A 25,215-nucleotide genomic window follows, 5' to 3' on the forward strand; every position below is an offset into this window, starting at 1 on the left:
CAATATGATTGAATCAATTTTGCGTCTTGCAATAAATAGGCGCTACTTAGTATTAAGCTTGCTGATGGTAATCATCGGCGTTGGTATGTGGAGTTATCAAAAACTTCCCATTGATGCAGTTCCAGATATAACAAACGTACAGGTACAAATAAATACTTCTGCTCCCGGTTATTCACCTTTAGAAGCAGAGCAAAGGGTAACCTTTCCTGTAGAAACCGCGTTAGCTGGACTACCAAAACTGTCTCACACCCGTTCCCTGTCAAGATATGGTTTATCCCAAGTAACCGTTATTTTTGAAGAGGGAACAGATATTTATTTCGCACGCAACTTAATCAATGCCAGACTAGCTGCGATAAAAGGCGTTATTCCCTCTGGCTTAGAGCCAGAAATGGGTCCTATTTCTACAGGGCTTGGCGAAATATTTATGTATACAGTGCAAGCTTCTCCTGACGCTAAAATGTCTAATGGAGAACCTTATACCGCTATTGCCCTGAGGGAAATTCAAGACTGGATCATTAAACCGCAATTGGCTCAGGTTAAAGGCGTCATTGAGGTCAACAGCATCGGCGGCTACAACAAGCAATATCACATCACGCCGAAACCTGAAAAATTACTTTTTCATCGTGTAAGCTTTGAAGAAATATCTGATGCATTGCGTAAAAACAATGATAACCGTGGCGCTGGCTATATTGAGCAAAACGGACAGCAAGTGTTAGTACGCTCCATTGGGCAACTAGCGACAATGGATGAAATCCTCAATGTCATCATCAAAAAGAACGATGGTATTCCTGTAAAAATAAGTGATGTTGCCAATGTTGCTATAGGAAAAGAACTTAGAACAGGGGCTGCTACTCGTAATGGCATTGAGACAGTGCTTGGTACAACCATGATGCTGATTGGTGAGAATTCTCGTACCGTTGCCTTAGATGTAGAACAGAAACTCAGTGAAATACAAAAATCTCTTCCAAAAGGCATTATCGCAGAGCCTGTTTATGATAGAACAACGTTAGTAGATAAAGCGATTGCAACCGTTACCAAAAACCTCGTTGAAGGTGCGCTATTAGTTATCGTTGTACTTTTCTTGTTGCTTGGAAATTTACGCGCCGCATTAATAACAGCCGCCGTAATACCACTATCAATGTTAATGACAATTACAGGTATGGTACAAGCAGGAGTATCTGCTAACTTAATGAGCCTTGGTGCATTGGACTTTGGTTTGATAGTGGACGGGGCTGTCATCATCGTTGAAAACTCTGTTCGTCGGTTAGCTGAGGCGCAACACAACGGTCATAGGCAAGACCTAAGGGAACGACTAAATACTGTTTTTGAAGCCACTTCAGAAGTCATACGTCCAAGCCTGTTTGGTGTAGCCATTATCACAGTGGTATACATACCCATTTTCACCCTAACTGGTGTTGAAGGGAAAATGTTCCATCCTATGGCGGCAACTGTCGTAATGGCGTTAATATCAGCCATGATCCTTTCAGTTACACTGGTTCCTGCTGCTGTTGCGATATTTATGAAAGGTAAAATCAGCGAAAAAGAAAGTGTTGTTATTCGTTCAACCAAGTCTATCTATAAACCATTGCTAATTATGGCAATGAAATTTCGTTGGATTATTGTTTCATTTGCAACGCTGTTAATGGGGTATAGCCTTTGGTTAGCAACTACGCTTGGGACAGAATTTGTTCCACAATTAAATGAAGGTGATATTGCACTACAGGCGTTAAGAATTCCTTCGACTGGCCTAGAGCAATCAGTAGAAATGCAAGAAGTACTTGAAAAACGTATTAAAGTATTTCCTGAGGTTGATAAAGTATTTTCGCGCATCGGTACTCCAGAAGTTGCGACTGACCCAATGCCACCGAGTATTGCTGATATCTTTGTTATATTAAAACCACGCAAAGATTGGAATGAACCTTCAAAACCGAAGAGTGAATTAGTTGAAGAAATGGAAGAGGTATTGAAAAACATTCCTGGCAACAACTATGAATTCACTCAACCTATTCAAATGCGTTTCAATGAATTGATTTCAGGTGTTAGAGCAGACGTAGGTATCAAAGTATTTGGCGATGATTTGGATCGGTTATTACTGACCGCAAAAGATATTCTAAATATTGTGAAAACCGTCGATGGTGCAGCAGATGCCCGAATGGAACAAGTCACAGGTGTTCCATCTTTATCGGTAATCCCTAAACGCGAAGCGCTTGGTAGGTATGGTTTGAGTGTTACTGAACTGCAAGACTGGGTTGCCACAGCAATAGGCGGTGAATCTGCGGGGATCATTTATGAAGGTGACAGACGGTTTGAGTTAGTTGTTCGTTTACCAGAGCAAATAAGAACGGATATCGATGGCTTGAAGTATCTGCCGCTTCCACTTGAGAATGGTAACTATGTGCCACTTGAAGAATTTGCAGAGCTTAAATCAGAGTATTTACCTGCTCAAATTAGCCGTGAGAACGGAAAAAGAAGAGTTGTGGTTACCGTCAATGTACGTGGTAGAGATTTAGGCGGTTTTGTCAAAGAAGTGAAAGCTAAAATTAATCAGGAAGGAGAAATCCCAGCAGGATACTGGCTTGATTATGGCGGAACGTTTGAACAACTAGAGTCAGCGAGTAAAAGATTAAGCTTAGTTGTGCCGATCACATTAGTTGTTATCTTAGGTATTTTGGTTATTGCATTTGGTTCATTAAAAGATGCATTGATCATTTTCAGTGGCGTGCCTTTAGCATTAACTGGGGGCGTATTCTCTCTTTATTTAAGAGACATGCCTTTATCTATTTCGGCAGGTGTCGGCTTCATTGCATTGTCAGGTGTTGCCGTATTAAATGGCTTGGTTATGTTGGCTTTTATTCGAGACCTTTGGCATGAAAAAGGCGATCTTTACTTAGCGATCATTGAAGGTGCCATCATTCGTTTAAGACCTATTTTAATGACGGCACTAGTTGCAAGTTTAGGTTTTATTCCAATGGCGCTAAACACTGGAATTGGAGCAGAAGTACAACGACCACTAGCAACAGTTGTTATCGGCGGTATTGTATCTTCTACCATTTTAACTTTGTTTGTATTACCTGTTTTATATCAGTGGGCGCATGGCTCAGAGATTAGTAAACAGCAATCTGACGAAATTTAATGCCCCAAAAGCAGCTTAATTTATGTTTAAGCTGCTTTTATATTTAATCTTTTTTATTTCAACTTTTAAAGTTTAATTCGCATCGTCTCGGCAACTTTCATTTAAAAACTCAAACTCTATCGTCGTATGCGATAAATGATAGGAAGCTAATTTAGTTGCAACTTCTTGTTTAAGTCTAATTAAGTTTTCAACTTCAAAGTTGTCACTCAGCTCAAGATGAGCTGTTAAAACGTGACTTTCACCATCTAGTGACCAAAAGTGCATGTGATGGATACCATTAACTTCTGGAAATTCCATTAATGATTGTTTAATACGTTCTTGGGTCTCTTTTTCTGGTGCCGCTTGAAGAAAAAGTACCAACGTTGATTTCAAGTTTCTAAAAACGTTAAATAAGATAAATAGCGTGAAGCCAATTGATAATAAAGGGTCTAAAATTGGCAGTTCAACAAAAAAAAGTACGACAGATACAATAAGAACAGCAACCCAGCCAAGTACATCTTCAAGTAGATGCCATGTCAGCACTTTTTCATTTAGTGTTTCACCCGCTTTTAATTTAAATACCGCATATCCGTTAACGACAACACCGAGTATGGCAAGTCCCAGCATCCCCTCAACTACAGGCATTTCAGGATTGGACAACCTCGGTATTGCTTCAAATAAAACCCAAATAGAACCAATAATCAAAACGATACTATTTACCAATGCACCAAAAAGTGTAAGTCGGCGATAACCATAACTGAATTTGTCTGATGCTTCTTTATCTGAAAAACGACTTAAAATCCACGCAAAACCTATTGAAAGACTATCACCAAGATCGTGAACTGCATCAGCCATTATCGCGGTACTGTTGGTTAGCCAACCGCCAATAAATTCAATAATAGTAAATATCACATTAAGAAAAAACGCCCAACCAATGCGGTCGTTTTTTTCATGATGGTGACTGTGACTATGGTTGTGCATTTTGTACCTCCAGTGCTTTTGTATTTCTAATTTTTGATACATTCATATTAATCAAATGACGGATCACGCGTTGATACAACCAACGTTTTACTCCTGATAAATTTGTGCCTTTTTCTAGGTAAAATTCATCAGGGGAATTATAAAGTCCAAAGTCGTCATGGATACCTTCTTTTTGAATATAGGTATCCTCTCCACGCCAATCTGTATCTGGTGATGAAAAGCACTTTGTCGCAACACCATAACCACAAAAATCATCTTTTTCTTGGTTAAACTTCTGCTGTAGTGAGGTTAAGTATTGCCTATCTAATATAAAGCCCTCTAAATTAATCCAGTGCCCATCAAAATAAACTTCTACCCAACTATGGATAATATATTTAGGTGCTAGCCAAAATATATAGCTGGGAATGGCACCTTTTTGTAATTGCTGATCAATGGTAAAACCATGGAAACGACACCGGATACCTAATCCACGCAAGAGTGCCATTAATAGATTACCCTTAGTATTACATTGCCCATAACCATCTGCTAGCACATCGCTTGCTGCAATATCATCGCTTTCATTATAGCCGAAGAGAATCTCATCTTTTACAAACTGATAAGCGGCACCAATTTTGTTGAAATCATCCAAATTTTTCCACCCTCGTTTATTAATAAGAGATTGGATATTCTTGTGTTCAAAATTAACAACATTCGTATTATTTAAATATTTCTCAGCCATTTTATACTCCGGTTAACTTGTATATTATTACTATAAATCCTATAGTAACTATAGAGTCAAGTTTGTTAGGGAATTTTATGAAAATAGGCGAGTTCTCAAAAAAATCAGGTTGTTCAATACAGACAATTAGATATTATGAAAGAGAAGGATTGCTGTTAAATCCAAACCGTTCAGAAGGTAATTTTAGGCTGTATGATAGTAAAGCACTAAAACAATTGGAATTCGTAAAACATTGTCGCAGCCTAGATATATCACTCAATGATATTAAACGTCTTATCGAATTAAAAAATAAGCCAGAAGAAAGCTGCTCTAGCGTTAATGCATTAATTGATCAGCAACTCGCATTAGTGAATAAGCGCATGAAAGAATTAAGAGCGCTTAAAGCAGAGTTACAACAGATGGCAAGTGCTTGTGGTTCAAATAATACTATTGAAGCATGTGGGATCATAAAATCTTTAGATAGTTAATCCTTTTAGGGTTATGCAGGCAGAATATAAATCGTTAACACCTACTACTGTTAATACCACTTTGTTAAGATTTACCAACAGTAATTGCACGCTCCGACATAAAATCATCTGATGCGGCATAAACTGTTCCAAAATATGAATCCCAGCTTTTCCCTTCAAAAGCAGTAATCAAGTCAACTAGTTGATGAAACTCACCTCCAGATTCTGAAAGGTGTTGAGCATCCCACAGTTGATCAAGCCGCTTTAACGCAGACGTTAACTCTTCCTGATTACTTATTTTATTTGCTGACAAAATATCTTTTACATCAATTCGTGAACAACTATCATGCTTTTCATCATTAGGCTCAATAACAGTCAAACTATCACCACACATGTCAGCAAAGCACTTCTGGCAAAGATCAATACTGATTTGATTGCCATCACCGTGAATACTTCCATAGCCACATTTATGATCAATACTTATAAACTCATGAAATTCGTAGTCATCTTGAGTTGCTTGTTCGCCACAACCATCACAAGTTAGTTTAGAGATCACTTTAACAACTTTATCTTCAAAATTTTTCATAATTACTCTAAGTTTTTTTGCTGATTTTTTAATAGCGTTAACTCTTCAGTGTTCTTGTCTACAGACAATAAAACAAGGCTATCTTCGGTTAATAAAATGCATCGTTTCAACGGATGATGATGATCATCTAACCGCCTCAATATTGAGTTTAGCTCGCGTTTAAACTTAGCTGGCCTAAGCACCTTACAGCTTAAGTTGGCAATTTCTAGGCTGGAACTACCCATGCTTTTGAATTCAATCAAATCACCAACTTCAAAATAGTCACTGAATTTATCTTTTGGCAGTGAAAATAATACACTGCTATCTGAATCATCTTCAAATTCAGTTGGGCACCTATTTACTTTGACTTCAAAATTTTCATTGAGATGATCGACTGAGGTTATTGTTGCTCTTTGATTAAGTTTCATTTGACCACCGTTCAATGTAATCGTTTTGCATCTTCACGCTCTAATTTCTCTCTTGCTTCAATTACTTCAGTAGGTGAAAGCAACAAATGTCTCATGACTACAAATTCAGATAATCTCAACTCAAAACTTTCGGGTTTATCTTCAGTGACATAGCAATTATCACTTTTTGTAATAAATTCAAAATTATTTTGTAATTGAATTAGTGATGTTATTATTCGTTGACCTGCGGGAAATCGATACGTTTGATCTGAATGAACAATACCGAATAACATTTCCCCAAGAAATATTTTCTCACCATTATGGAAATCAAAAACACTCAATACTGTTGCTTCTTTTAAGAATGTTTTCATAGTGCATTCACCAGCCAATCCACGTGAGCAAAAGGTCGCAAGATCATTAAGTAATAGGAGTTATTGAAAACAATTCGAAATTTACATGCATCTTTACGAGATAAAAGTGAATCATTAATCCATTGGTTTTTCGATGAATAGCACTTTTCACCGTCCTCGATTTTGTTCAGAAAAATGCACTCAAGAGTTAATCTTTCACTTCCTAAATTTAAAATAAACACCTGCTTTTCTTCAGTATCTTTTATCCGAATATTAATATTGGAGGCGTGTCCAATGTCAGTGATTGACAAATGCGGTGATAATGGGAAACCATATACCAGATAATTTTGATTATTTATTTTAAAATAAGAAGGATTGCGGTCAGGAGTATCTGATTCAAAATTTGATAAGCAGTCACAGCTATCACCTACCCATTTTATATGTTCATCTATTTTTATTCTTTCTTCGTTTGTTTTAGCAGTTGAGTCATCTGATTGTGTAAGATTCGTATGAAGTGAATGCTTTACGTTATCAACAGAGAACTCATCAAATGAAACTTTTGTTGCTAGAAAACGGAATGGTATTTCATTGATTAACAGATCAGTGCTTAAAACAGCGTAATGATCTTGTAATGAATCAAAACATAGTTGCCAATCCAATTCGATGTTCTCGGCATCTACAATGTATTTTGACTCATTCTCAAGACCAAATAATTTATATAAATTTGAAATCAAATCAATATCAGAAATATTTATTACTGCCTTCGATTCTAGTCGAATCGCCATTTGTTCTATTTCTAAATGAAGTTCTTCAATTAATTCTTTATCTTCCACTTCACAGATCAATACGTACTTTAACTTTTGATATTCAGATAAAGCCCCAAAACTTGATGCATAATTAAATTCAGCTATTGAGTCGCATAAATCTTCAAAGTCTATATGTTGGTAGATAGTTTTTGCTAATAAATCATAACCAAATGATTCAGGTAAATTTAGAGATTTTGCAAGAAGTTTAGCTTGGAGTTTTAACTTTAAGGTTAATGTGTCTGATGTGATCATTTAGTTATCCATAAATTAAAACAAACAACAGCCTACTAACGCCAGTTTGTTAATTATGAAAACCAAATTTTTACGGATGCTCTGCTTCATCGTTCATATTTAAATATCAGCTAAATATGTGTAGGCATAGGCTGTCCGTTCAGCCTTTTTTGCTAATATATATGAGAGTAAAACGATTGTAAACAGAACAGAATTATACATATCTGTATAATTTAAAAGGATTTTATTTTATTTTACTTTTAAAATCAGTTGGTTCAATACCGAAAATTTCAACAACGCTATTTTCGTTTATTTTTATTTTTTCAACCCTTTCATTAAAACGAGACAAAATATTATTCATATCAGTATTGAGAAATTTCAGAAGGAAGTCTTCTGCTTTAGGGTGTAAAGCCGCTAATATCAAATTTTTATTTTCAAAGGAGTCAGACTTCAGCAATGAAATTAACTGTCCATAACTATCACAGCCATAAACAACATAGGACAACATTTCTTGGCTTTGGCCAAGCGGAATAGATAATTTTTTCGAAAGCCTTTTGGCTTGCCTTTTAACATTGTTAAGCAAGTCTTCATTATTAAGCAACATGTTTTCACCAATACAAAAATACGCAACAAAAAGCCCACGCTCTTTTTGTCGAGTAAATTTTATTGGTACACATTCGCTACGCGAATTTACTATCTATTCAAAGTATATCCATTTCGTTCATCAATCGTGGGAACTGGCCTCTTTGATACGGCCTGACTTCACAAGATTAAACATACAAAGCCATGTCTATTATTACACTAAATTCCACTTTAAGTAATATGATAAACAGTTTTTACTGCATTGATATTATTCATCAAGGTAATACATATCATGGCTAGAAAATTTTTCTCGATTAGACGAACTTTAATACGAGCAGCATCCATAATTAGGAGGATTGAAGCACATTAAGCCTTTTCCATTGGAGCCGTAACAAATAGCCCTCCATTACTTACTATATCTTTAAATACACCTGAAATAGTATAATCAACTAATGCTGCTGTCGCAGCTTCTAGAAATTTAATAAGAACTTCGCCATAGTGATTGTGATATTGATAAGACATTTTTAAATCTGTCGCAAATTTAGATTTGTTGAAAACATACCTTGCGAAATCTTTTCTTTGTTGAAATGGTAAGTACTGACCGTCAATAAAATATAAATATTCGATGCCTTCGTCACCAGCAACACTTACATTTTGCTTAATTAAAATTTTTGAAAACTCGTACTCTTTTAGTATTTCAAATAACATAAAGTGCAGGATTTCCCGATCTTTATTGCTAAAATTCTTATTGCTAAGTAGCTCTTTTTTCAACTCTTCTTTTAATTCACTTTTATAAAAACAATTTACGCTCATTTTGTTACCTTAATATTATTTTTTATGCCATCTCCTATCAATTAACTCCTGACAATCATTTTTACACAACTAACAGATTGAAATCTATACTAAAAAACAAATATTCGAAAATATTATTTGTCTCTGTTTAATTAATAAAAACATAGCTTTCAAGGTAACCAATAAAATTGATACTCTGTTACTAATAACGTTTTGATTAGTTTTTCCAAAAAAGACAGTAAATTGCTTTACAGACTTATTGCACAAACTGAAAACAAGTGTGTCGGAATATATCGATCTCAAGTGGGCTTTGGATTCATTATCGGCTACAACCCCAACAGACCCCAGTAGTTGAGCTAAATACACCAATTGACATACAAGTCCCTTGTCAAATTAACAGGCTCAGAAATAGAGATTTATTGAGCCTGTCTCAAGGGATTTATTAATTCAAAAAAGGCCAGAGCAATAGTACCTAACTACTTTAATAAATCCTTCAGGCCGTTGTACTGACGAGGGTTTAGCAATATAACTCCCGTAGATTTAGAAACCAAACGAACCATTTCATCATCCCCCTGAATTTCAAGCTCTTCGCTAGCATATTCCGGTAAATCAAATAACAAAACTCTTAAGGATTTCTTCTGTTCAGTAGTCAATACCCCTTGCGCTACAACCGTATTAGCATGATCAGATTCAAAACCATGTGATTTTATCGTATCGGTCAACGATACAACTTCTGTCCTTAGCGATTTACCATCAATTTCTTTTTGCACTTTCTCTAATAGATTATTTCGTTGTTCTAATTGGCTGATATACGCCTTCACTCCTATCGGCAATTCTGAAAGCTCATCCTCATCATCTTTGCGATCAACTTTAATCAAAGATTTGTAAAAGCCTATTAGCTCTTTATATTTTTTACTGCTGTCGCTACCATTGCCAAATGCACCTTTTCCTGGCGTCTTGAAATTTTCAACACAATAGTCTCCAATTTCTTCATAAGTAAGCTTCTTATTATTGAGGAGCAAGGCTCGACAGGCTTTAGATACATTTGTTAAACCTTTCTTTAACCTTTTATCTTTAGCCTCTTCGATCATTTTTTCTGCTTCACTGTCTGCAAATAAAAAGTCCATTATTTCTTCTCCTCTATTTTTAATAAATCAGCTTCAAGAGAAGTCAATGATTGTCCTAGTTGCATGAACTTTTCTTCTCCTAAATTTGATAATAGGACTCTTGGATCATCAAATTCATCATCATCAAATGAGCGACCAAGCTCTTTTGTTATGCTTGACAATTTATACAATATTGCCGCCCGTTTAACTTCATCATTGGGCACAAATAGCAAAGGGTTAGTGTTTTTAGATAACGATGCAAACTTAGTGCAAAACTTTTCTAATTGTATCATTGATATTGTACTTTCCTCTCCAATAATCCCTAGAACGGCTGCTTGAGTTGTTCTTTCCATAGCAGCATCAAATACCCCCATTGATTCCCACTTTAAATCATTAGGATCGGTTATTGTGCCAAACTCAATCGGCAGTTGCTTATTTTTTGAGTCTAACTTGGCTACTTCGATAGTTTTCCTCAACATTAAATCCCGTCTTTTTAGTTCTTGAACCCGATGAGCCAAAAGGGCTGTAACTTCATCAGCCTTTTGTGAAAATTTTTCTGAAATTATTTCAGCTCTTTGATAGTCTGAATGATTGAAAGCCTCTTGTGACTTAGTTAAAAAATCAATGCGTTGGCTAACTAATTCCTCAACCTCACTTGCAACTTCATTCAAATAATATATTTGCTCAAGAAGAAACCTGGGGCCTGTTTTCCAATATCTACAGTTACCACACCGAAGCGAACCACCTTCAACGGATGAAATTTCAAATACTTCCATTTGACGAGTGTACTTAATATTTATTCCACCAGTTTCACAATCAAAACTATCACAGACACCCCCTTTCATTACTTTTGGCTTTCCGCCTTTTGTCATGTCAGGACGCGGAAATTTCTCACTTTGCCATTCAGGAACTAAACTAAAAAGATCTATTAAAGTCTCTCCATCTCGTAATCCAAATTCTAAATAAAGCAACTCATTCTCTGTAGCAACTCCGGCTTTCTTCTTGCTTTCTAACAGTAGTTTTCGGTACATCGCTTCTGTTCGTTTATGGTAATACAACGTCATAATCGAAGTGTTATGCCCAACCAAAATCTTAACAATCTCTTTATCAAGACCCCGATCTAGTAAATCAGTTATTCCAAATACTCTAAGCGTATGAACATCAAATAAACAATTTTCACCTTCATCAAAAACGACAATGTGATCAGCATATTGCGGATAAGTTTCTTTATACTGTTTTTCAGCTTCCTTCATTAATAATTTGAATAACGTTCTGACATTATCAGCCTTAGTAGGCAGATATAAGTTAGTTCGACTGGTATCTGCATCAGAAACCCTAGGCATTGATAAATCTCTAAAGAGTGGCGTGAAATATGGGAGATTTACCCAAATCTTAGGATCATACTTACCCGAATCTTCATCAATAACTTTGACAGGCTCAATATCCAATGGAGAGTAGGTATTATTAAATACCCTTTGTTTTTCAAGTATGTTGTAAACATCAACTACATCTTCAATATCGCAATCATATGGCCAAGGAATTGTATATCCGGTATATCCCTTCTTTTGTAGTGAATACCCTTTGGTTTTATTTGTGTTGATATATAAATTTAAACTCTCATTTCCTTGCGCCTGTTCTGAAGAAAACACACCCGTTTGGGTATATTTTTTTGTATGTGTTTCACCATCAGGATATCTAAACCCTGCCAATGGATGAGTATTTTTAATAAACGCTCCCGAAGTAATATCCCAAATTAGTTTGTCCAACAATCCTTCATCCAACCATCTCACTTGATGGAGCCTCAAAGGGAGAATTAATAAAATATGAAGAATGTAAGGGATGTTATATGCAAAAACACTATCTCGAATGCCCGTTTCTTTATTTAGCAATGATAAAGTACTTCTAGGTAAATTATCCTTTGCAAATTGATAGTCATCTTTCTTTAAAATATCCAAAGCCATCTTATGAATAACAGATGGCATAGCGGCTCTAGTAGTTTGGCTATTAACAGGGGTTGCAGGGAAAACCTTTTTGGATTCAGGAAATGGGTTTGTATAAGCTTTATTATCTGATAATCGACTGGCATTAGTGACATGCTCAAACATCTGATGAACTGTTGACCAAATGTTTCGAACAGTTCCATCTCCAGCTTCAACTGCATTCAAATAATCATAAAACGTTTTATCTGAAAATTTAAACAAGGGGTCTTTGAACATAATGACATTAAAATCAACTATTCTACTGATCTCACTTTTGTACTCATCAGAAAGAGATATATACCAATCGACAAAATGATTAATACGATTAATTGTCTTTTTGTTACAGTTAGATGCAGTATAAGTGCTAATTTCATCGAATAATGAATCTGGAATTAATCCTTTTGCCCATCCTAAATTTAATGACTTTCTTTCATTTCCGCTATTTAAAATCCGCCTCATACTCGTCGCGCTAAGATAAGAACGATCAAATTTCTTAAAACCGTCTTGTTCAATCCAACTCGAATCAGTCTCAAGCTCGTCAAAAAGCTCTCTTAAAATTTTATAAGGAAGGTGTTTAGAAGTATTATAATCATTGTCCCTATACTTCCCTCTCATTGTTTCAGAAACGTCCCTAGCTAATGACTCAGGAAAATCGGCCATTGATTGACAAGTTGAAGATAGATATAAAGACGAACAAAAATCCTTCAATGAACGCTTTTGCTGTTTGTCTTTCGTTTCTAACAATTTTGCTCCCATCAAGTCGGATTTCAATTTACAATCTGGCAAATAACTAACGACATCATGAAGCAAGCTTTCTTTTTTAAAACTAAATGGCAGTACTATAATTTTACTGTCAGCAAGTTCGAATAATAGCTCTTTTGTTATCAATGATATTCTTTCAACGGTATTTGAAAATAACGTTCTCGTTTTTTGACCTTTTTCACCTAAACAAAAAAATTCACTCTCAAAAAGTGTAAAATCTTTAACATCTACGCTAGGCTCCAAGTTGAAAACAATCCTTGGTAGCAGCATGAGTAATGGTGTGTCCATAATACTATTAACATCAACAAAACCGTTTACTTTATATTTTTTTATTGTTCTACCGTCAGAAGAAAAATTATATCCAACGCGTTGAGCCAAATAATAAATAAACTTAATAAGTGAATCATTCTCTATTCCTTTGAATGTTTCCATAATATTCAAAGAGCTAGCTGAGGATTTTTGTGGGTGAAAACCTACATTTAAGTTTTCGAAATTGTTCTCTACTGTAAACTTTATGAACTCATAGGCTTTTTCTTTACGTTCATCAATAGCTATGTCTGTCAAAAACTTAAAGTGGAATAAAGTAAAAGGGGACTGAATAATTTGCTTAGAAGATAAATTTCGCTCGTCAAATCCAACTAAATATTTATCAAATTTTTCAAACACTGATGCTATAAATCTAGTTTTAACTTTATTTTCTAAAAAGTGGGCTAAATCACCAATTTGTTCTAATTTATTACGATCAACAACAATTGTATCTAATGTTGCGTTATAACTAACTGGCCGATTAGATATAAAGCCTAAACCAGAGCTTAATTTTGAAAGTGAAAAGTCAATTTTACAAACTCCTTCAAAATTTGACCATTTATCAAATTGTTCTTCTAAACTAAACTTTCTCATTTTTTACCCCAATCACTAAAATCTAACTCATCCCATATGGATGTTTCTTTCATTGCTATTTGTCTTTTTACTTCTTCTGGCGATAAGTTGTAATAAATATCTGTACTAGTTTCCCTTTTATGACGAAGAATTTTCTGTGCATCCTTTTGGCTAACTTTTAAGACATTTGCACAATAAAACCCCGTAAAGTGCCTCATGACATGTGAATACAACTCTTTCCCTGTTATCTTTGCAGAATGTCTTCTAAAACGACTTTCATAAGCATCAACTGTCATCGGCATATCATTATCTGTATTACATAATAAATATGGATGAGAACGTCTTGATTGCATTAAAAGCTTGGGAACAAGACGAGTAAATAATTCTTGAGCGTATCCACAGGTCCACTCAAGTAAGTGACCATATTTTTCATTCGGATCACGTAGTTGAACACCTTTCCAGCCTGCGTGATATCGATGTCGTGTATGAAGATTGGTTCGTACTGGAAGTCGTGATAGGTAATCTATATTAATATCATCTAAATCAGAGATGGCTTTATGTTGACGTAAACACGACTTTAAAACTCCTATTCTAGGAACGAGCTTATTCTTTTCAGGTGAAAATGTTTTTCCTTTATTAGGGTCTGAAATAATAACTTCAGCCAAACTCCCTTGATAAACGATATCTGATACAAAAATATGTAAATTTTCTGACTCTCTTAACCCAGTGAAGCCACTTAATAAAAATGCGGCTTGGTAGTTAATATTTTCTTCACTATCGATAAACTCTTTTAATTTTTTGGGTGGAAAGTACTTAATGATTTTCGAATTACCTTGATCAAAAAATTCATTATCATAATCTAATCCTGTTTGATTACGATCATCGGCCATCGCATCTTTAACTGAAGCAATATGTTCTAACAACTTAAAATTAGTTTTCTTTTCAAAAGCACTGTATCTAACCGTCATTTGATGAATCATGTCATCACTAACGAGTTCTGTGACATTTAGATAAGTTTTACAGTAAGACTGATACTTTTGAAATTGAGTAATACTTTTACGGACATCTGCATATTTAGTTTTCTTCCAGAACAAGCCTAAATCACACACACCGTTTTTTATAGTTCCATGCAATTTTGCACTAAAGTAATCGATAATAAGCTCATGCCCACTATCCAAATAAGCCTGATGTTTATCCTCATTGGCTAAGTAAAATTGATAAATATCTGCTACTACTTTGAATATTCTTCTCAGCGCTGCATCTTTCCCTCTTCCAATATCCATCTGCTCTTTAGTAAATGACAATAAAGAGAAAGAAACCTTGCCGTCTACCAAATAAACAAGAGGAAAATCTTTTTCAAATTCCTTTGTTCTGACATAACGTATATAGTGACTACGTGAACCTAAGTTGTTTTTCATTTTTATTCTTCTAAGATTATTTGTGTTGTTATGTGTGGTGACGGAACTTACTGAAACACACTGACATTATTTATTAGTATTCACATTAAATTTTACATTAAACTTGATTATATTTTTAATTTAAGTCTTATTTGTATATTTTTATGTGGGTTTATCTTGACGGAATAAAAGCTAATCGCCCGAGATGAAGCTTTACATTTAACCGGTACTCAGCACATTTTGAACCTATGGAAAGATGGAAAAGACGACCCTGAAATGGCTGAAGTTAGTAGAGATATGCGCGACGATGGCTTGCAAATATTCTTAGATGTGGTTGAACAAGAAAAAGAGTGGGCTCAGTACCTATTCAAAGATGGCTCAATGATAGGTTTAAATGCTGAAATATTAAATCAATACATTGAATATATTTCAAATCAGAGACTTAGCTCAATTGGGTTTGATGCTCCCTTTGATATTAAAAGCAACCCGTTACCATGGATGAATGCCTACTTGGTGAGTGACAACGTACAAGTCGCCCCTCAAGAAACTGAAATATCAAGTTATTTAGTTGGTCAGGTGGATTCAACCATTGAAGCAGATGATTTTGATGATTTCGACTTATAACACGCTAATCATTGTTTTTTGATCTAGCATGTTTCAACAATGATTTATCACCAATAATGTCACAAAAAATACGGGTTGATGGACAAGAGATAGTCTTTCTTGAACAAGATAAAACCATTTTAAATGCCCTTGATCGCGCTGATATTGAAAGTCATTACCATTGTCGTGATGGCTTTTGTGGCGCGTGTCGCTGCAAACTGGTCAAAGGTAAAATTAGCTACCCAATTGAACCCATTGCTTATGTTAGCGATGGAGATATTTTAACCTGCTGTTCTTTACCCTTAACCGATATCGAACTCGACATTAATAATCATTAATACTGTTGAGTTTCACTCAGTTGTATTAAGTTACCTGGAAAGACTTACCATGCGTGTAGCTGTCGCACAATTTGCCACTTCGTTAAATGTTCAAGACAATCTAGCAACTTGTATCCGTATGATTTCAACAGTATCCGCTTGCAACCCTTCGCTCATTGTACTGCCTCAGTACTGTAATACTTTACCTTGCTATACCGATCATAACCAAGCATGGGATCAAGCGCTAACACTCGATGGTGAATTTTTACAGGGTATCGCTGAACAAGCTCTCAAGCATCAGTGTTACCTAGTAGTTAATGTGACTTTGCAACGTGATAGTTCAAGCTATGAAAATGAGAGTAAGCCAAATACAGCATTAAAATTTCCAATTAGTGTTACCTCATGCTTGTTTTCACCTGCGGGGGCGCTTGTTCACCAAGTTGAGAAGCAAGAGTTCACTGAGGCTGAGTCTGAGTATTTCACCGCCACAAAACAAACAGTAAATATATTTCCTTCGCCCAAAGCGACACTTGGACTATTAACAGGTATTGATGATATCACCTATGCACCTTCAAGTAGTTTAGCATCACAAGGGGCACAGTTATTATGTCACTCACTTAGCTCATTCGCCTTAGATCAAAGGAATTTACATGGCCCGGCCAGAGCAAGTGAAAATCAGCTATTTATCGCATGTGCAAATAAAATTGGGCCATTGGGATCTCTCACACAGTTTCCACAAACCTCACTTGCGCCATATGACCATTTAGGCGTTGGTCACAGCCAAATTCTTTCTCCTGAAGGTACGGTGCTTGCCGAATTAGCCCACAGTGAAGAAGGCTTCACCTTCGCTGATATTGATGTCACATTGTGCCCGAGTACCCGCAATAAATGTCGCCCCGACGGCACTAATATTTTTGAGCAAAAACGCCCTGCGCTATACCAATCTATTGCTTTGGCGTTAAGCAAAACGCAACATACAGCCGAACCAGTGCCTGTTACAACTAACGTAGCTATATTTGCAACTTACAAATCGAATCAAGCAGCCATTGAAGATGTCTGTCATTACATTGAAAATAACCTCAGCGATATTATTCAATTACCTGAGTTATTTTTTGTTGATGATAAAACGCTTACTAATAGTCCTGCGCAAAGGGCTCAAATAGCCACCTTAAGTCAACAACTTATTAGGCAAGTCAGTGCCACTCTCAGACCTTTACAATACCTGTGTACCAGTTTAATTATTGATGGTACACATCAAGCAGTGATAATAAGCCAAGATGGTCTCCTCGCAAAACAAGCACAATTGCACTTTTGTAACCGATACCAATGGGCTGAACTCGGCGACTCGCTGACAATAGTTAACCTACCCTTAGAGCAAGGCATGCTTAAGGTAGCCATGCTGACCGCAGATGATGCCAATTGTGCTGAAATAGTTCAAATTGCTAGCACTGCGGGTATTGAAGTATTGTTAGTGCCTTTTGATATTCAAGTACCTGTTGATGTTAAGTACAGTTTATTATCACGAGCAGCTGAAAATAGGATCTGTGTGGTTGCTGCCAGTAGGGAAAAGACCTTTACTGACAACGTAAAGAACGCAGATAAAGATAATAGCAACAAGTGTACTGGACTTATTGTCAACTTAACAAACCATGGCTGTGCCTTGCCTCAATGGAAAACACCTAAATTTAACGGGTTAGTCAACCAGCCAATGGTTAAGCATCAACATGGTAAAATCACTAAAGCGGTGATCCACCCAATTGCTGCTAGAGACAAACTCGTCGCACTAAAACACTAGTCATACATTATCTATTTTCCAGAGCTGATGCACCGGGTTAGGCAAATTTCAACTCGGGTTTAGCCTTAATACGGACTTGGCTGCTCTGGATCTTGTTGGGTTTTAAAACGTTTATGTAGCCATAAATATTGCGCTGGGTATTGACGAAGCACCGTTTCTAACCAAGCATTATAGTTAGCGGCATCTTGTTCTTCGCTGTCTGTTTTCGCTAGTGGCTGATAAAACTCTAAAAGATACTGTTGGGAATTACCTTTACGGTGATAACTATAAGGTATCACCGTTGCCTGACCTGCCTTAGACAAGAAAGTTAATCCGGTGATGGTGGCTGCTGTTCTGCCAAAAAAAAGAGAAAAGGTACTGTGTTTCCTGCCGTAATCTTGATCTGGGGCATACCACAATATTTCACCTCGGCGCATACAGCTAATAAAGCCTTTAACATCTTTCTTGTGGTAAGCATTTTTAACAAACCGGTAGCGTCCACGCATCATTACCGCATTCATTAATTTATTTTTTAGCGGTCGATAGGTCACATTTAAATCACAAACTAAACTGGTTAAAGCACCCGCAAGATCTAAAATACTAAAATGAGCTCCCGCTAGTAAGATGCCAGTTCCATTAGCATTTTCACGCTTAAGGATATCTAACCCACGCACTTCAATACGATCGTTGAATTGATTAATATTTCGAAACCAAGATGTGCCACTGTCAATGTAACCTTGGATATTTTCGTGAAATATTGCTTTAACGAGCGCCGCTTTCTCGGCTGCAGTTTTTTCACTAAAACAGATATCGACGTTAACCTGAACAATGCGACGACGACTTTTAACTAAGTGAAAAGCGATAAATGCCAAGCCTTTACTTACTTGCCACTGTAACTTGAAGGGCAAATAACTACAGATAAATAAAAAACTTACCAGTATCCACGAGCCCCAGTATTTAGGATGCAAGTATTCTAGTTTAAGCAATGTTACATCTTCAACTTGGTTCAAGGTACTTTTATTGGTCATATTTACTCTTAACGTTTTACAACGAATTTACTCAAAACAACCTTAGTAAAATAATGCTATTTTGAGCTTAGATAAAATTTAGGTGTAGGCTAACAATAGCGGCTATTAAATTCAATAAAAATAGCCATTGCACCTGATTAAAACATTTACTAATACAACAATTTATTACGTAAATAAATGTTTAAAATAAAACAGCGTACTAAAACCAGAAAAATGTCACATAATGATGTTAAAAATTCAATTACCTAGGTAAAATTAAATCTGTTATGTAAACAAGCTTTTTAGTAAAGGCTATTACCATAAGGTAAACGTAAGTTTATGGATTATTTTGAACAATTAGGCGTTAGCAGAGCCTCAACAACGCTAGAGATTAAAAAGGCCTATCGAAAACTCGCGAATAAATATCATCCAGATAGAAACGATAGCGCTGAAGCAAAAGAGCAGTTTCAGTTAATACAAGCGGCATACGAAGTTATTTCAGATCCTAAAAAACGTTCTGCTTACTTAAAAAGTAACTATACCGTTATTACTGATCCTAGAGCTGTTGCTGACTCATTTTGGCAAAGTGCTTTAAGTTAGCGTGACTGTTAGCATTAAAAGTAAAGACCCGTTGCCCCAATAGGATAACCCCATGCAAACCGTAACTCGTTTACCGGATTATTTAGCTGAAGATTTTTCTTTATTTTTAGAGAATATGAACTCGTTATCTGATCCTGAAAATCCGGATTTATTATCAAATTATTTAGCCAATTTATTTGAACAATTAAAAAACACCCCCTTATTATTTACTGGTATGGTGGATCAACTCGCTATGGCTATTTTCCCTATGGTTAAAGTGGATAGTAAACGTCTAGCCAAGTTAACCTTAACTCATGAGCCTAAATGGAATGAAGTTAAGACCGCGGTAGGAGTGCATGCCAATGCTAGAGCCTGTATCACTGAAATTATGAATCAGGCTGAACAAGAATTGAAAACGGCTATTTTACTTATTCATTTTTATACCCAGTACGACGCCACACCAATATTAGCGGATACCGATGAACAAAATCAGTTTACTGATTCAAACGATTATGAATTTGATGAAAATTACTAGCTATGATTTAATCACAAAATCAAATAGATAAATCATGCACACAATAATTAAATATATTTTTTAAGGAATGACTTTGACTTCAAATGCATTAATTCTAGCTAGCAATATTATTGAAGAAGCCCAACATAGCGGCAGGCGCGCTGGCACCTCACTTGAAACCATAGCGGCTGAGCAAGGCGATGACACCATGTTAGCTGTACTTACCGAAATGGATATTTTAACCGTTGCTAAGATAGTCAGGGAACATGATGCAACCATTCCTTCTATCGCTACTTGGTTGATGGATTCAGAGTCTATCAAGCAATTATTAAATGTTGAGCCATCCTATTGGCAAAATATGGATGAAGAACACGTATTTTGTGCCCAAACGGAAGCGCATAGCTTATTAACACAAATTTTTCTGTCTTCAGATGATGAACAAAAGCAACTCGAAGTGCTTAACGCCATTGTAGAAGATGACTTTGGGCTGTTGTACTTATCATTACCGTTTGTCGGTCATGACTTTTCAGAGCTAGAAGAAGATGAAGAGCAAACCTCAGGTAGTATCGAAGAATTGTTAATGAAGATAAAAAGCTTAAGTGAAGAGGCTTATCGTGAAGTCATGGTTGTCAGTACAAATGGTACATTAGAAAACATAGAAACAGCTTTAAAACAAAATGCGAATAAGCAAAGAGTTACCGCTGTTGAAATGGATACTGACGATATGTTTGCTCCCCTTTAATTACTCAGGAATTATTGATGAAAATTGCAGAGTTAAGAAATCACCCTTTTATACTATTAGTATTAAAAGATGGTGAAAATGAAGGTTATTTCACTTCAGAGTTTATGCACAAAACTAAACAACAATTATCTGACATGTCGTTACGAATAGCTTCTGATAACTTATCTATAATCTATGCTGATCAAATCAATAAAGCCTGTGAAATTGTACTGGGACTGAGTAATTTAGGTTTATTAGATCTTTGTAATAATGACAGTGAACAAGCTAAAGCGATTATTAAAACGCATGGTATTGTCTATTGCTTTAGAGCCGGCTGGGGTAAATATGCACAATTAAAGAAAATTTCCCCCTCTTACTTTGAAAGCGTGCCACTAAGTCAGTATGCATTAGCAACTAACGATACCTCTGATATTAAAGCTATGCATGAGGCATTAGTGAGTGAGGGATATCAAAGTGCCATGCTGTTGCAGACTTATAAAAGTATTGCTGCAAGCTATTGTGCTAACACTGTGCTTATTGATGACGATGAAGAGATTTTAACATATGAGCTGCAAAAGTTTCTTAATTCAGCAGTAGCCTTACAACTCATTGATAGCGATAAAAAGGTTTTCACTAATACCCTATATCAAAAGTTACTTAACTATTTAACTGATACTGATAAAGCATCGCTGCTCGAAAAACTTGAGCTTTGTATCGCTAATTTCACTCAACATCTACCCGTATTAATCAAAGAGTATCTACTCGAATCTGACTTATTAGACTTTAATGAATTAAAAGAGATTATTAATCAACAATCGGATGCGGCTATCTATATACAAGAAATATTAGAGCTTCCAATTACCCTTGCTCATGAATTAAATGATGATTTTGAAGGTGGCTACGACTTCCATATCGATGATGACGATGATATTGCCTATTTAAAACCTGATGAGCGGTAAAACTCACTATATTTTCGGTGGAAGCACTAAAACTAGCATTCCACCCTATTTCTACCCGCTGCTTTTGCTTGATAAAGCATACTATCAGCTTTACTGATCAGTTCAGTTTCATTATTAACACGTGAGGGGATCATTTGAGCCAAACCGATACTAGCAGTTAAATAGCTTTGGGTGGGTGAGTTTTTATTATCAATATTGAGTGCAACAATGGCTTTTAACAGCTTATTTGCGAGTTGCTTGCCTTGTTCAAGGGATGTATCGCCCCAAATCAACACAAATTCTTCTCCACCATATCGCGCGCACAAGTCATCAGGCCTTTTATTAAAACGTTGAATCACCTTAGCAATATTGATCAAACATTCATCTCCAGCTTGGTGACCATAGGTATCATTTAATAATTTAAAATTATCAATATCAATCATTGCTATACAAATAGGTTTTTTTAGTCGAGAAAAGCGTTTCCATTGCTCAGCTAGCACACTATCAAAGGTTCGTCGATTGGGGATATTGGTAAGCCCATCCATTCTTGCTAGATCACGTACCTTTTGCTCTGCTAATTTCCTTTCGGTAATATTTTGATGGGTGATTACAAAATAACAGCCACTTTCAACCGAAAACGAGGTAACACGCATGACAAACCAACGTTTCTCATGAGGACTATGACAAGGATACTCAAAATAAAAATTTCCGCTTTATTTTCAATCACGCGCCGAATACCTGCTCCTGCTTGGGTACCGAAGTCGTCTCCCATTGCAGAGGCCTTATCACACTCATTTATATAGTTAACACCTTTCCAGTTATCACCAATAACACAAGCGTTATTGTTACCAAATGTAGACCAAGCCTTGTTTACGAATTGAATTTCTCCCAATTCGTTTATTACCACGATATGCGCTGTTATTGAATCAAGCACTTGGCTTAAAAACTCATACGAACTTTTCATAATAACCCATTTAACTATTAGCTATGCACATCATAGATTGATTGATAATAAAAATCACAAAAACACTTTGCTACTTCAAGGTTGATTATGCCGACTCGATAGTAGCAAAACAAGCTGGCACAATAATTTGAACAATAAACAAACAATAACATTGTGTTAAATCAATGTTATTGTTTTAATAGGTTTTATACTAGTAAGTATTCACCTCCACAGGATTTTTATGAATCATCAATTTGTTGTTTTTCTAAAAGCCCTACTAGGTAGTTGTAAAGATTTACTACCTATTATCCTCGTTATTGCATTTTTTCAATTTGCCGTACTGCAACAGCCTATGCCCAATATTAGTGATATTCTAATCGGTTTATCACTTGTCGTACTAGGATTAACCTTTTTTATTTATGGGTTAGAAATGGGGTTATTCCCTATCGGTGAGTCGATGGCGCAAGCGTTTGCTAAAAAAGGCAGTATCAGTTGGCTGTTAACCTTTGCTTTTTGTTTAGGGTTTGGCACAACCGTCGCAGAGCCGTCGTTAATTGCAGTCGCTAAAGAAGCAGCTATTGTCGCTGCATCTGGTGGTATTATTGAAGATAACACAGCGTCACAGCTTTCCTATGCCAACGGTTTGCGTTTTACTGTCGCCTTTGCTGTTGGCTTTGCCATAGTAGTTGGGGTATTAAGGATCCTGCGCGGTTGGCCAATTCAGTATTTGATATTAGGGGGGTATGTGATTGTGGTATTAATGACCATCATTGCACCGAGCTGGATTATTGGCATCGCTTATGATTCAGGAGGCGTAACCACATCAACTATTACCGTGCCGCTAGTAACAGCTTTAGGCGTTGGTTTAGCATCAGCGATTAAAGGAAGAAATCCTATGATTGATGGCTTTGGTTTAATTGCATTTGCCTCGTTAACCCCAATGATTTTTGTCATGATGTACGGCATGGTGATCAACTAATGGCTCTATTGTTAGAATTTATTGTCACCCTAAAAAATACAGTTATTGATGTATTGCCTATTTTATCGATAATTTTAGGTTTCCAACTTTTGGTGATTCGCAAACCTATCCCACATATCAAACAAGTGGGATTTGGTTTTGTTTATGTACTCATTGGACTATCATTATTTTTACTCGGCTTAGAAAAAGCGTTATTTCCATTAGGTAAAATGATGGCTGAGCAGTTAACTGCTCCTGAATTTATTCACTCAGCAGAGCATGTGTTAACCACTATTCATTGGTCTGATTACAAATGGGTCTACCTGTTTGCTGCTGCCATTGGCTTTAGCACTACTATTGCCGAGCCTTCACTTATTGCTGTAGCCATTAAAGCAGAAGAAGTGTCAGGGGGAGCTATTAATGCCAACAGCCTGAGAATTTCTGTCGCAATTGGTGTTGCTATTGGTATTGCCTTAGGTAGTTATCGCATTGTTGTTGGCCACCCAATTCATTACTATATTATCGCTGGTTACATTGTAGTGGTAGTGCAAACCTTCTATTGTCCAAAATTAATTGTTCCTTTGGCTTATGACTCAGGAGGTGTTACAACCTCTACTGTTACAGTTCCATTAGTAGCAGCACTTGGCCTAGGTTTGGCTAGTACTATCCCGGGGCGTAGTCCACTAATTGATGGATTTGGCTTAATCGCATTCGCGAGCTTGTTTCCGATAATTGCTGTGATGGCATATGCTCAGTTAACCGAGATAAAAGCCCATCAAATTGAAAAGAAAATGGAAAAAAGAAAACGTATAAAAGTAAATAAACGCAAGTTAAAACAACGACAAAAAGACTCTATAATTGAGTCACAAAAAGATTAATAAGATAGGTGATCATATGCAATTTAAATTAATTGTTGCCTTTGTTGACGATTCGGTAACAGACGATGTTATGAAAGGTGCAAGAATGGCAGGTGCAACAGGCGCTACCATAATAAATCATGCCAGAGGCGAGGGGCTAAAGCGTCAACGAACTTTTTTTGGTATGCAACTTGAGACCCAAAGAGATGTATTACTGTTTGTGGTTGAAGAGCATTTATCACGAAAAATACTTGAACGCATTAGTAAAATAGCTGGGTTTGATCAAGATCCCGGTAAAGGTATTGCCATTCAATTAAATGTAGAAGATGCCGTCGGTGTAGCTCATCAAGTTGAGCGCTTAAAAGGTAAAGTTGAGGAAGAGCTATGAACCATAAATTAGTCCAAGTTAAAGATGTTATGACCACTGATACCTTCCAATTTGCTGATGGTATGATGACGGTTGCTGAAGGTATTCAATTAGCCAAAACCCATAACGTCAGCGCATTAATTATAAATAAACGTAATGAGCACGATGAATATGGTTTGGTGATGCTGGCAGATATTGCCAAAGAGGTGATCGCTAAAGATCGTTCGCCCGATCGCGTTAATTTATATGAAATAATGGCTAAGCCGCTGATGATGGTTTTACCTGATATGGATGTAAGGTATTGCGCGCGATTATTTGAGCGCTTTAGTATCCACTTAGCTCCAGTGATTGAGAATAAAGCAATTATTGGCATGGTTGACTATACCAATATGGTTTTTAGCCAAATTGAATAGAGTCACCTAAGCACTCACAGTTTAACAAAGAGGCTAGAAGCGATTCAAAGCAATTTTTTTTCAATGAGAGCTGTGTGCTTTGGCTGTTCAGGCTTCACTAAATGAGAATCA

The 25,215-nt window shown here is 36.3% G+C and carries 26 protein-coding genes and 1 pseudogene; 13 read left to right on the forward strand and 14 right to left on the reverse strand.

The features are described from left to right. Nucleotides 1-4 precede the first annotated feature (4 nt). On the forward strand, nucleotides 5-3,133 hold the full coding sequence (locus ABXG98_RS08210) for an efflux RND transporter permease subunit (RefSeq protein ID WP_353538182.1): 3,129 nt from the start codon (nucleotides 5-7) through the stop codon (nucleotides 3,131-3,133). A 72-nt stretch (nucleotides 3,134-3,205) separates the two neighbouring features. Here ABXG98_RS08210 and ABXG98_RS08215 read toward each other — a convergent pair whose 3' ends face one another. Further along, nucleotides 3,206-4,093, reverse strand: a complete 888-nt coding sequence (locus ABXG98_RS08215) for a cation diffusion facilitator family transporter (protein ID WP_008114333.1) — start codon at nucleotides 4,091-4,093, stop codon at nucleotides 3,206-3,208. After that, a complete protein-coding gene (locus ABXG98_RS08220; protein ID WP_353538183.1) occupies nucleotides 4,080-4,811 on the reverse strand; it encodes a transglutaminase-like domain-containing protein in 732 nt (243 codons plus the stop codon). The genes ABXG98_RS08215 and ABXG98_RS08220 overlap by 14 nt, the downstream gene beginning before the upstream one ends. 77 nt (nucleotides 4,812-4,888) lie before the next feature. Here ABXG98_RS08220 and cadR point away from each other — a divergent pair, with 77 nt between their 5' ends. After that, complete coding sequence (cadR, locus tag ABXG98_RS08225) at nucleotides 4,889-5,278, forward strand: Cd(II)/Pb(II)-responsive transcriptional regulator (RefSeq protein ID WP_036985255.1); 390 nt, start codon at nucleotides 4,889-4,891, stop codon at nucleotides 5,276-5,278. Nucleotides 5,279-5,342: 64 nt separating this feature from the next. Here the strand turns inward: cadR and ABXG98_RS08230 are convergent, their stop codons facing one another. From ABXG98_RS08230 to ABXG98_RS08270, 9 genes are all read right to left on the reverse strand, one after another. Next, nucleotides 5,343-5,843, reverse strand: coding sequence for a hypothetical protein (locus ABXG98_RS08230; RefSeq protein WP_353538184.1), 501 nt, complete (start codon nucleotides 5,841-5,843; stop codon nucleotides 5,343-5,345). 2 nt (nucleotides 5,844-5,845) lie between these two features. Then, nucleotides 5,846-6,250, reverse strand: coding sequence for a hypothetical protein (locus ABXG98_RS08235; protein WP_353538185.1), 405 nt, complete (start codon nucleotides 6,248-6,250; stop codon nucleotides 5,846-5,848). An 11-nt stretch (nucleotides 6,251-6,261) separates the two neighbouring features. Beyond that, on the reverse strand, nucleotides 6,262-6,600 hold the full coding sequence (locus tag ABXG98_RS08240) for a hypothetical protein (RefSeq protein ID WP_353538186.1): 339 nt from the start codon (nucleotides 6,598-6,600) through the stop codon (nucleotides 6,262-6,264). Beyond that, on the reverse strand, nucleotides 6,597-7,637 hold the full coding sequence (locus ABXG98_RS08245) for a hypothetical protein (RefSeq protein ID WP_353538187.1): 1,041 nt from the start codon (nucleotides 7,635-7,637) through the stop codon (nucleotides 6,597-6,599). The genes ABXG98_RS08240 and ABXG98_RS08245 overlap by 4 nt, the downstream gene beginning before the upstream one ends. A gap of 223 nt (nucleotides 7,638-7,860) precedes the next feature. Further along, nucleotides 7,861-8,220, reverse strand: a complete 360-nt coding sequence (locus tag ABXG98_RS08250) for a hypothetical protein (protein WP_008113112.1) — start codon at nucleotides 8,218-8,220, stop codon at nucleotides 7,861-7,863. Nucleotides 8,221-8,564: 344 nt separating this feature from the next. After that, nucleotides 8,565-9,011, reverse strand: coding sequence for a hypothetical protein (locus ABXG98_RS08255; protein WP_353538188.1), 447 nt, complete (start codon nucleotides 9,009-9,011; stop codon nucleotides 8,565-8,567). A gap of 455 nt (nucleotides 9,012-9,466) precedes the next feature. Then, nucleotides 9,467-10,117: a hypothetical protein gene (locus ABXG98_RS08260; RefSeq protein ID WP_008113107.1), complete on the reverse strand. Its 651-nt coding sequence runs from the start codon at nucleotides 10,115-10,117 to the stop codon at nucleotides 9,467-9,469. Next, nucleotides 10,117-13,737 (reverse strand): VPA1269 family protein, encoded by a 3,621-nt coding sequence (locus ABXG98_RS08265; protein ID WP_353538189.1) that lies wholly within the window; start codon nucleotides 13,735-13,737, stop codon nucleotides 10,117-10,119. The genes ABXG98_RS08260 and ABXG98_RS08265 overlap by 1 nt, the downstream gene beginning before the upstream one ends. Then, on the reverse strand, nucleotides 13,734-15,134 hold the full coding sequence (locus ABXG98_RS08270) for a site-specific integrase (protein WP_353538190.1): 1,401 nt from the start codon (nucleotides 15,132-15,134) through the stop codon (nucleotides 13,734-13,736). The genes ABXG98_RS08265 and ABXG98_RS08270 overlap by 4 nt, the downstream gene beginning before the upstream one ends. 168 nt (nucleotides 15,135-15,302) lie before the next feature. On the opposite strand from ABXG98_RS08270, the pseudogene ABXG98_RS08275 reads away from it, so the two are divergent. The 3 genes and pseudogenes from ABXG98_RS08275 to ABXG98_RS08285 all read left to right on the forward strand — a co-directional run. Then, nucleotides 15,303-15,737: pseudogene (locus ABXG98_RS08275) on the forward strand (ribonucleotide-diphosphate reductase subunit beta); the annotation flags it as partial. Nucleotides 15,738-15,793: 56 nt separating this feature from the next. After that, complete coding sequence (yfaE, locus tag ABXG98_RS08280) at nucleotides 15,794-16,054, forward strand: class I ribonucleotide reductase maintenance protein YfaE (protein WP_353538191.1); 261 nt, start codon at nucleotides 15,794-15,796, stop codon at nucleotides 16,052-16,054. A gap of 49 nt (nucleotides 16,055-16,103) precedes the next feature. Further along, the gene (locus ABXG98_RS08285; protein WP_353538192.1) at nucleotides 16,104-17,828 is read left to right on the forward strand and encodes a nitrilase-related carbon-nitrogen hydrolase; all 1,725 of its coding nucleotides are present in this window, start codon (nucleotides 16,104-16,106) and stop codon (nucleotides 17,826-17,828) included. 65 nt (nucleotides 17,829-17,893) lie between these two features. Here the strand turns inward: ABXG98_RS08285 and ABXG98_RS08290 are convergent, their stop codons facing one another. Then, a complete protein-coding gene (locus tag ABXG98_RS08290; protein WP_353538193.1) occupies nucleotides 17,894-18,835 on the reverse strand; it encodes an LpxL/LpxP family acyltransferase in 942 nt (313 codons plus the stop codon). 318 nt (nucleotides 18,836-19,153) lie between these two features. Here ABXG98_RS08290 and ABXG98_RS08295 point away from each other — a divergent pair, with 318 nt between their 5' ends. The 4 genes from ABXG98_RS08295 (at nucleotide 19,154) to ABXG98_RS08310 (ending at nucleotide 21,587) form a co-directional block, all read left to right on the forward strand. Further along, entirely contained in the window at nucleotides 19,154-19,414 is a 261-nt protein-coding gene (locus tag ABXG98_RS08295; protein WP_353538194.1) for a DnaJ domain-containing protein, read from the forward strand. Nucleotides 19,415-19,466: 52 nt separating this feature from the next. Further along, nucleotides 19,467-19,928 (forward strand): hypothetical protein, encoded by a 462-nt coding sequence (locus tag ABXG98_RS08300; RefSeq protein WP_353538195.1) that lies wholly within the window; start codon nucleotides 19,467-19,469, stop codon nucleotides 19,926-19,928. Between the two features lie 67 nt (nucleotides 19,929-19,995). Continuing rightward, complete coding sequence (locus tag ABXG98_RS08305) at nucleotides 19,996-20,649, forward strand: hypothetical protein (protein WP_353538196.1); 654 nt, start codon at nucleotides 19,996-19,998, stop codon at nucleotides 20,647-20,649. 17 nt (nucleotides 20,650-20,666) lie between these two features. Continuing rightward, nucleotides 20,667-21,587: a hypothetical protein gene (locus ABXG98_RS08310; protein WP_353538197.1), complete on the forward strand. Its 921-nt coding sequence runs from the start codon at nucleotides 20,667-20,669 to the stop codon at nucleotides 21,585-21,587. A gap of 32 nt (nucleotides 21,588-21,619) precedes the next feature. Here ABXG98_RS08310 and ABXG98_RS08315 read toward each other — a convergent pair whose 3' ends face one another. After that, nucleotides 21,620-22,219, reverse strand: a complete 600-nt coding sequence (locus ABXG98_RS08315; RefSeq protein WP_353538198.1) for a GGDEF domain-containing protein — start codon at nucleotides 22,217-22,219, stop codon at nucleotides 21,620-21,622. Then, nucleotides 22,174-22,530 (reverse strand): hypothetical protein, encoded by a 357-nt coding sequence (locus ABXG98_RS08320; RefSeq protein WP_353538199.1) that lies wholly within the window; start codon nucleotides 22,528-22,530, stop codon nucleotides 22,174-22,176. The genes ABXG98_RS08315 and ABXG98_RS08320 overlap by 46 nt, the downstream gene beginning before the upstream one ends. 220 nt (nucleotides 22,531-22,750) lie before the next feature. On the opposite strand from ABXG98_RS08320, the gene ABXG98_RS08325 reads away from it, so the two are divergent. The 4 genes from ABXG98_RS08325 to ABXG98_RS08340 are packed head-to-tail and all read left to right on the forward strand — an operon-like array spanning nucleotide 22,751 to nucleotide 25,104. After that, nucleotides 22,751-23,488: a DUF1538 family protein gene (locus tag ABXG98_RS08325; RefSeq protein WP_353538200.1), complete on the forward strand. Its 738-nt coding sequence runs from the start codon at nucleotides 22,751-22,753 to the stop codon at nucleotides 23,486-23,488. After that, nucleotides 23,488-24,345, forward strand: a complete 858-nt coding sequence (locus tag ABXG98_RS08330) for a DUF1538 domain-containing protein (protein WP_353538201.1) — start codon at nucleotides 23,488-23,490, stop codon at nucleotides 24,343-24,345. The genes ABXG98_RS08325 and ABXG98_RS08330 overlap by 1 nt, the downstream gene beginning before the upstream one ends. Before the next feature lie 16 nt (nucleotides 24,346-24,361). Beyond that, nucleotides 24,362-24,712 (forward strand): P-II family nitrogen regulator, encoded by a 351-nt coding sequence (locus ABXG98_RS08335; protein ID WP_353538202.1) that lies wholly within the window; start codon nucleotides 24,362-24,364, stop codon nucleotides 24,710-24,712. Beyond that, entirely contained in the window at nucleotides 24,709-25,104 is a 396-nt protein-coding gene (locus ABXG98_RS08340; protein ID WP_353538203.1) for a CBS domain-containing protein, read from the forward strand. Before ABXG98_RS08335 ends, ABXG98_RS08340 begins: the two co-directional genes overlap by 4 nt. Nucleotides 25,105-25,215: the final 111 nt, after the last annotated feature.

It is taken from the genome of Colwellia sp. KU-HH00111 (assembly GCF_040362745.1).
GTDB lineage: Bacteria > Pseudomonadota > Gammaproteobacteria > Enterobacterales > Alteromonadaceae > Colwellia.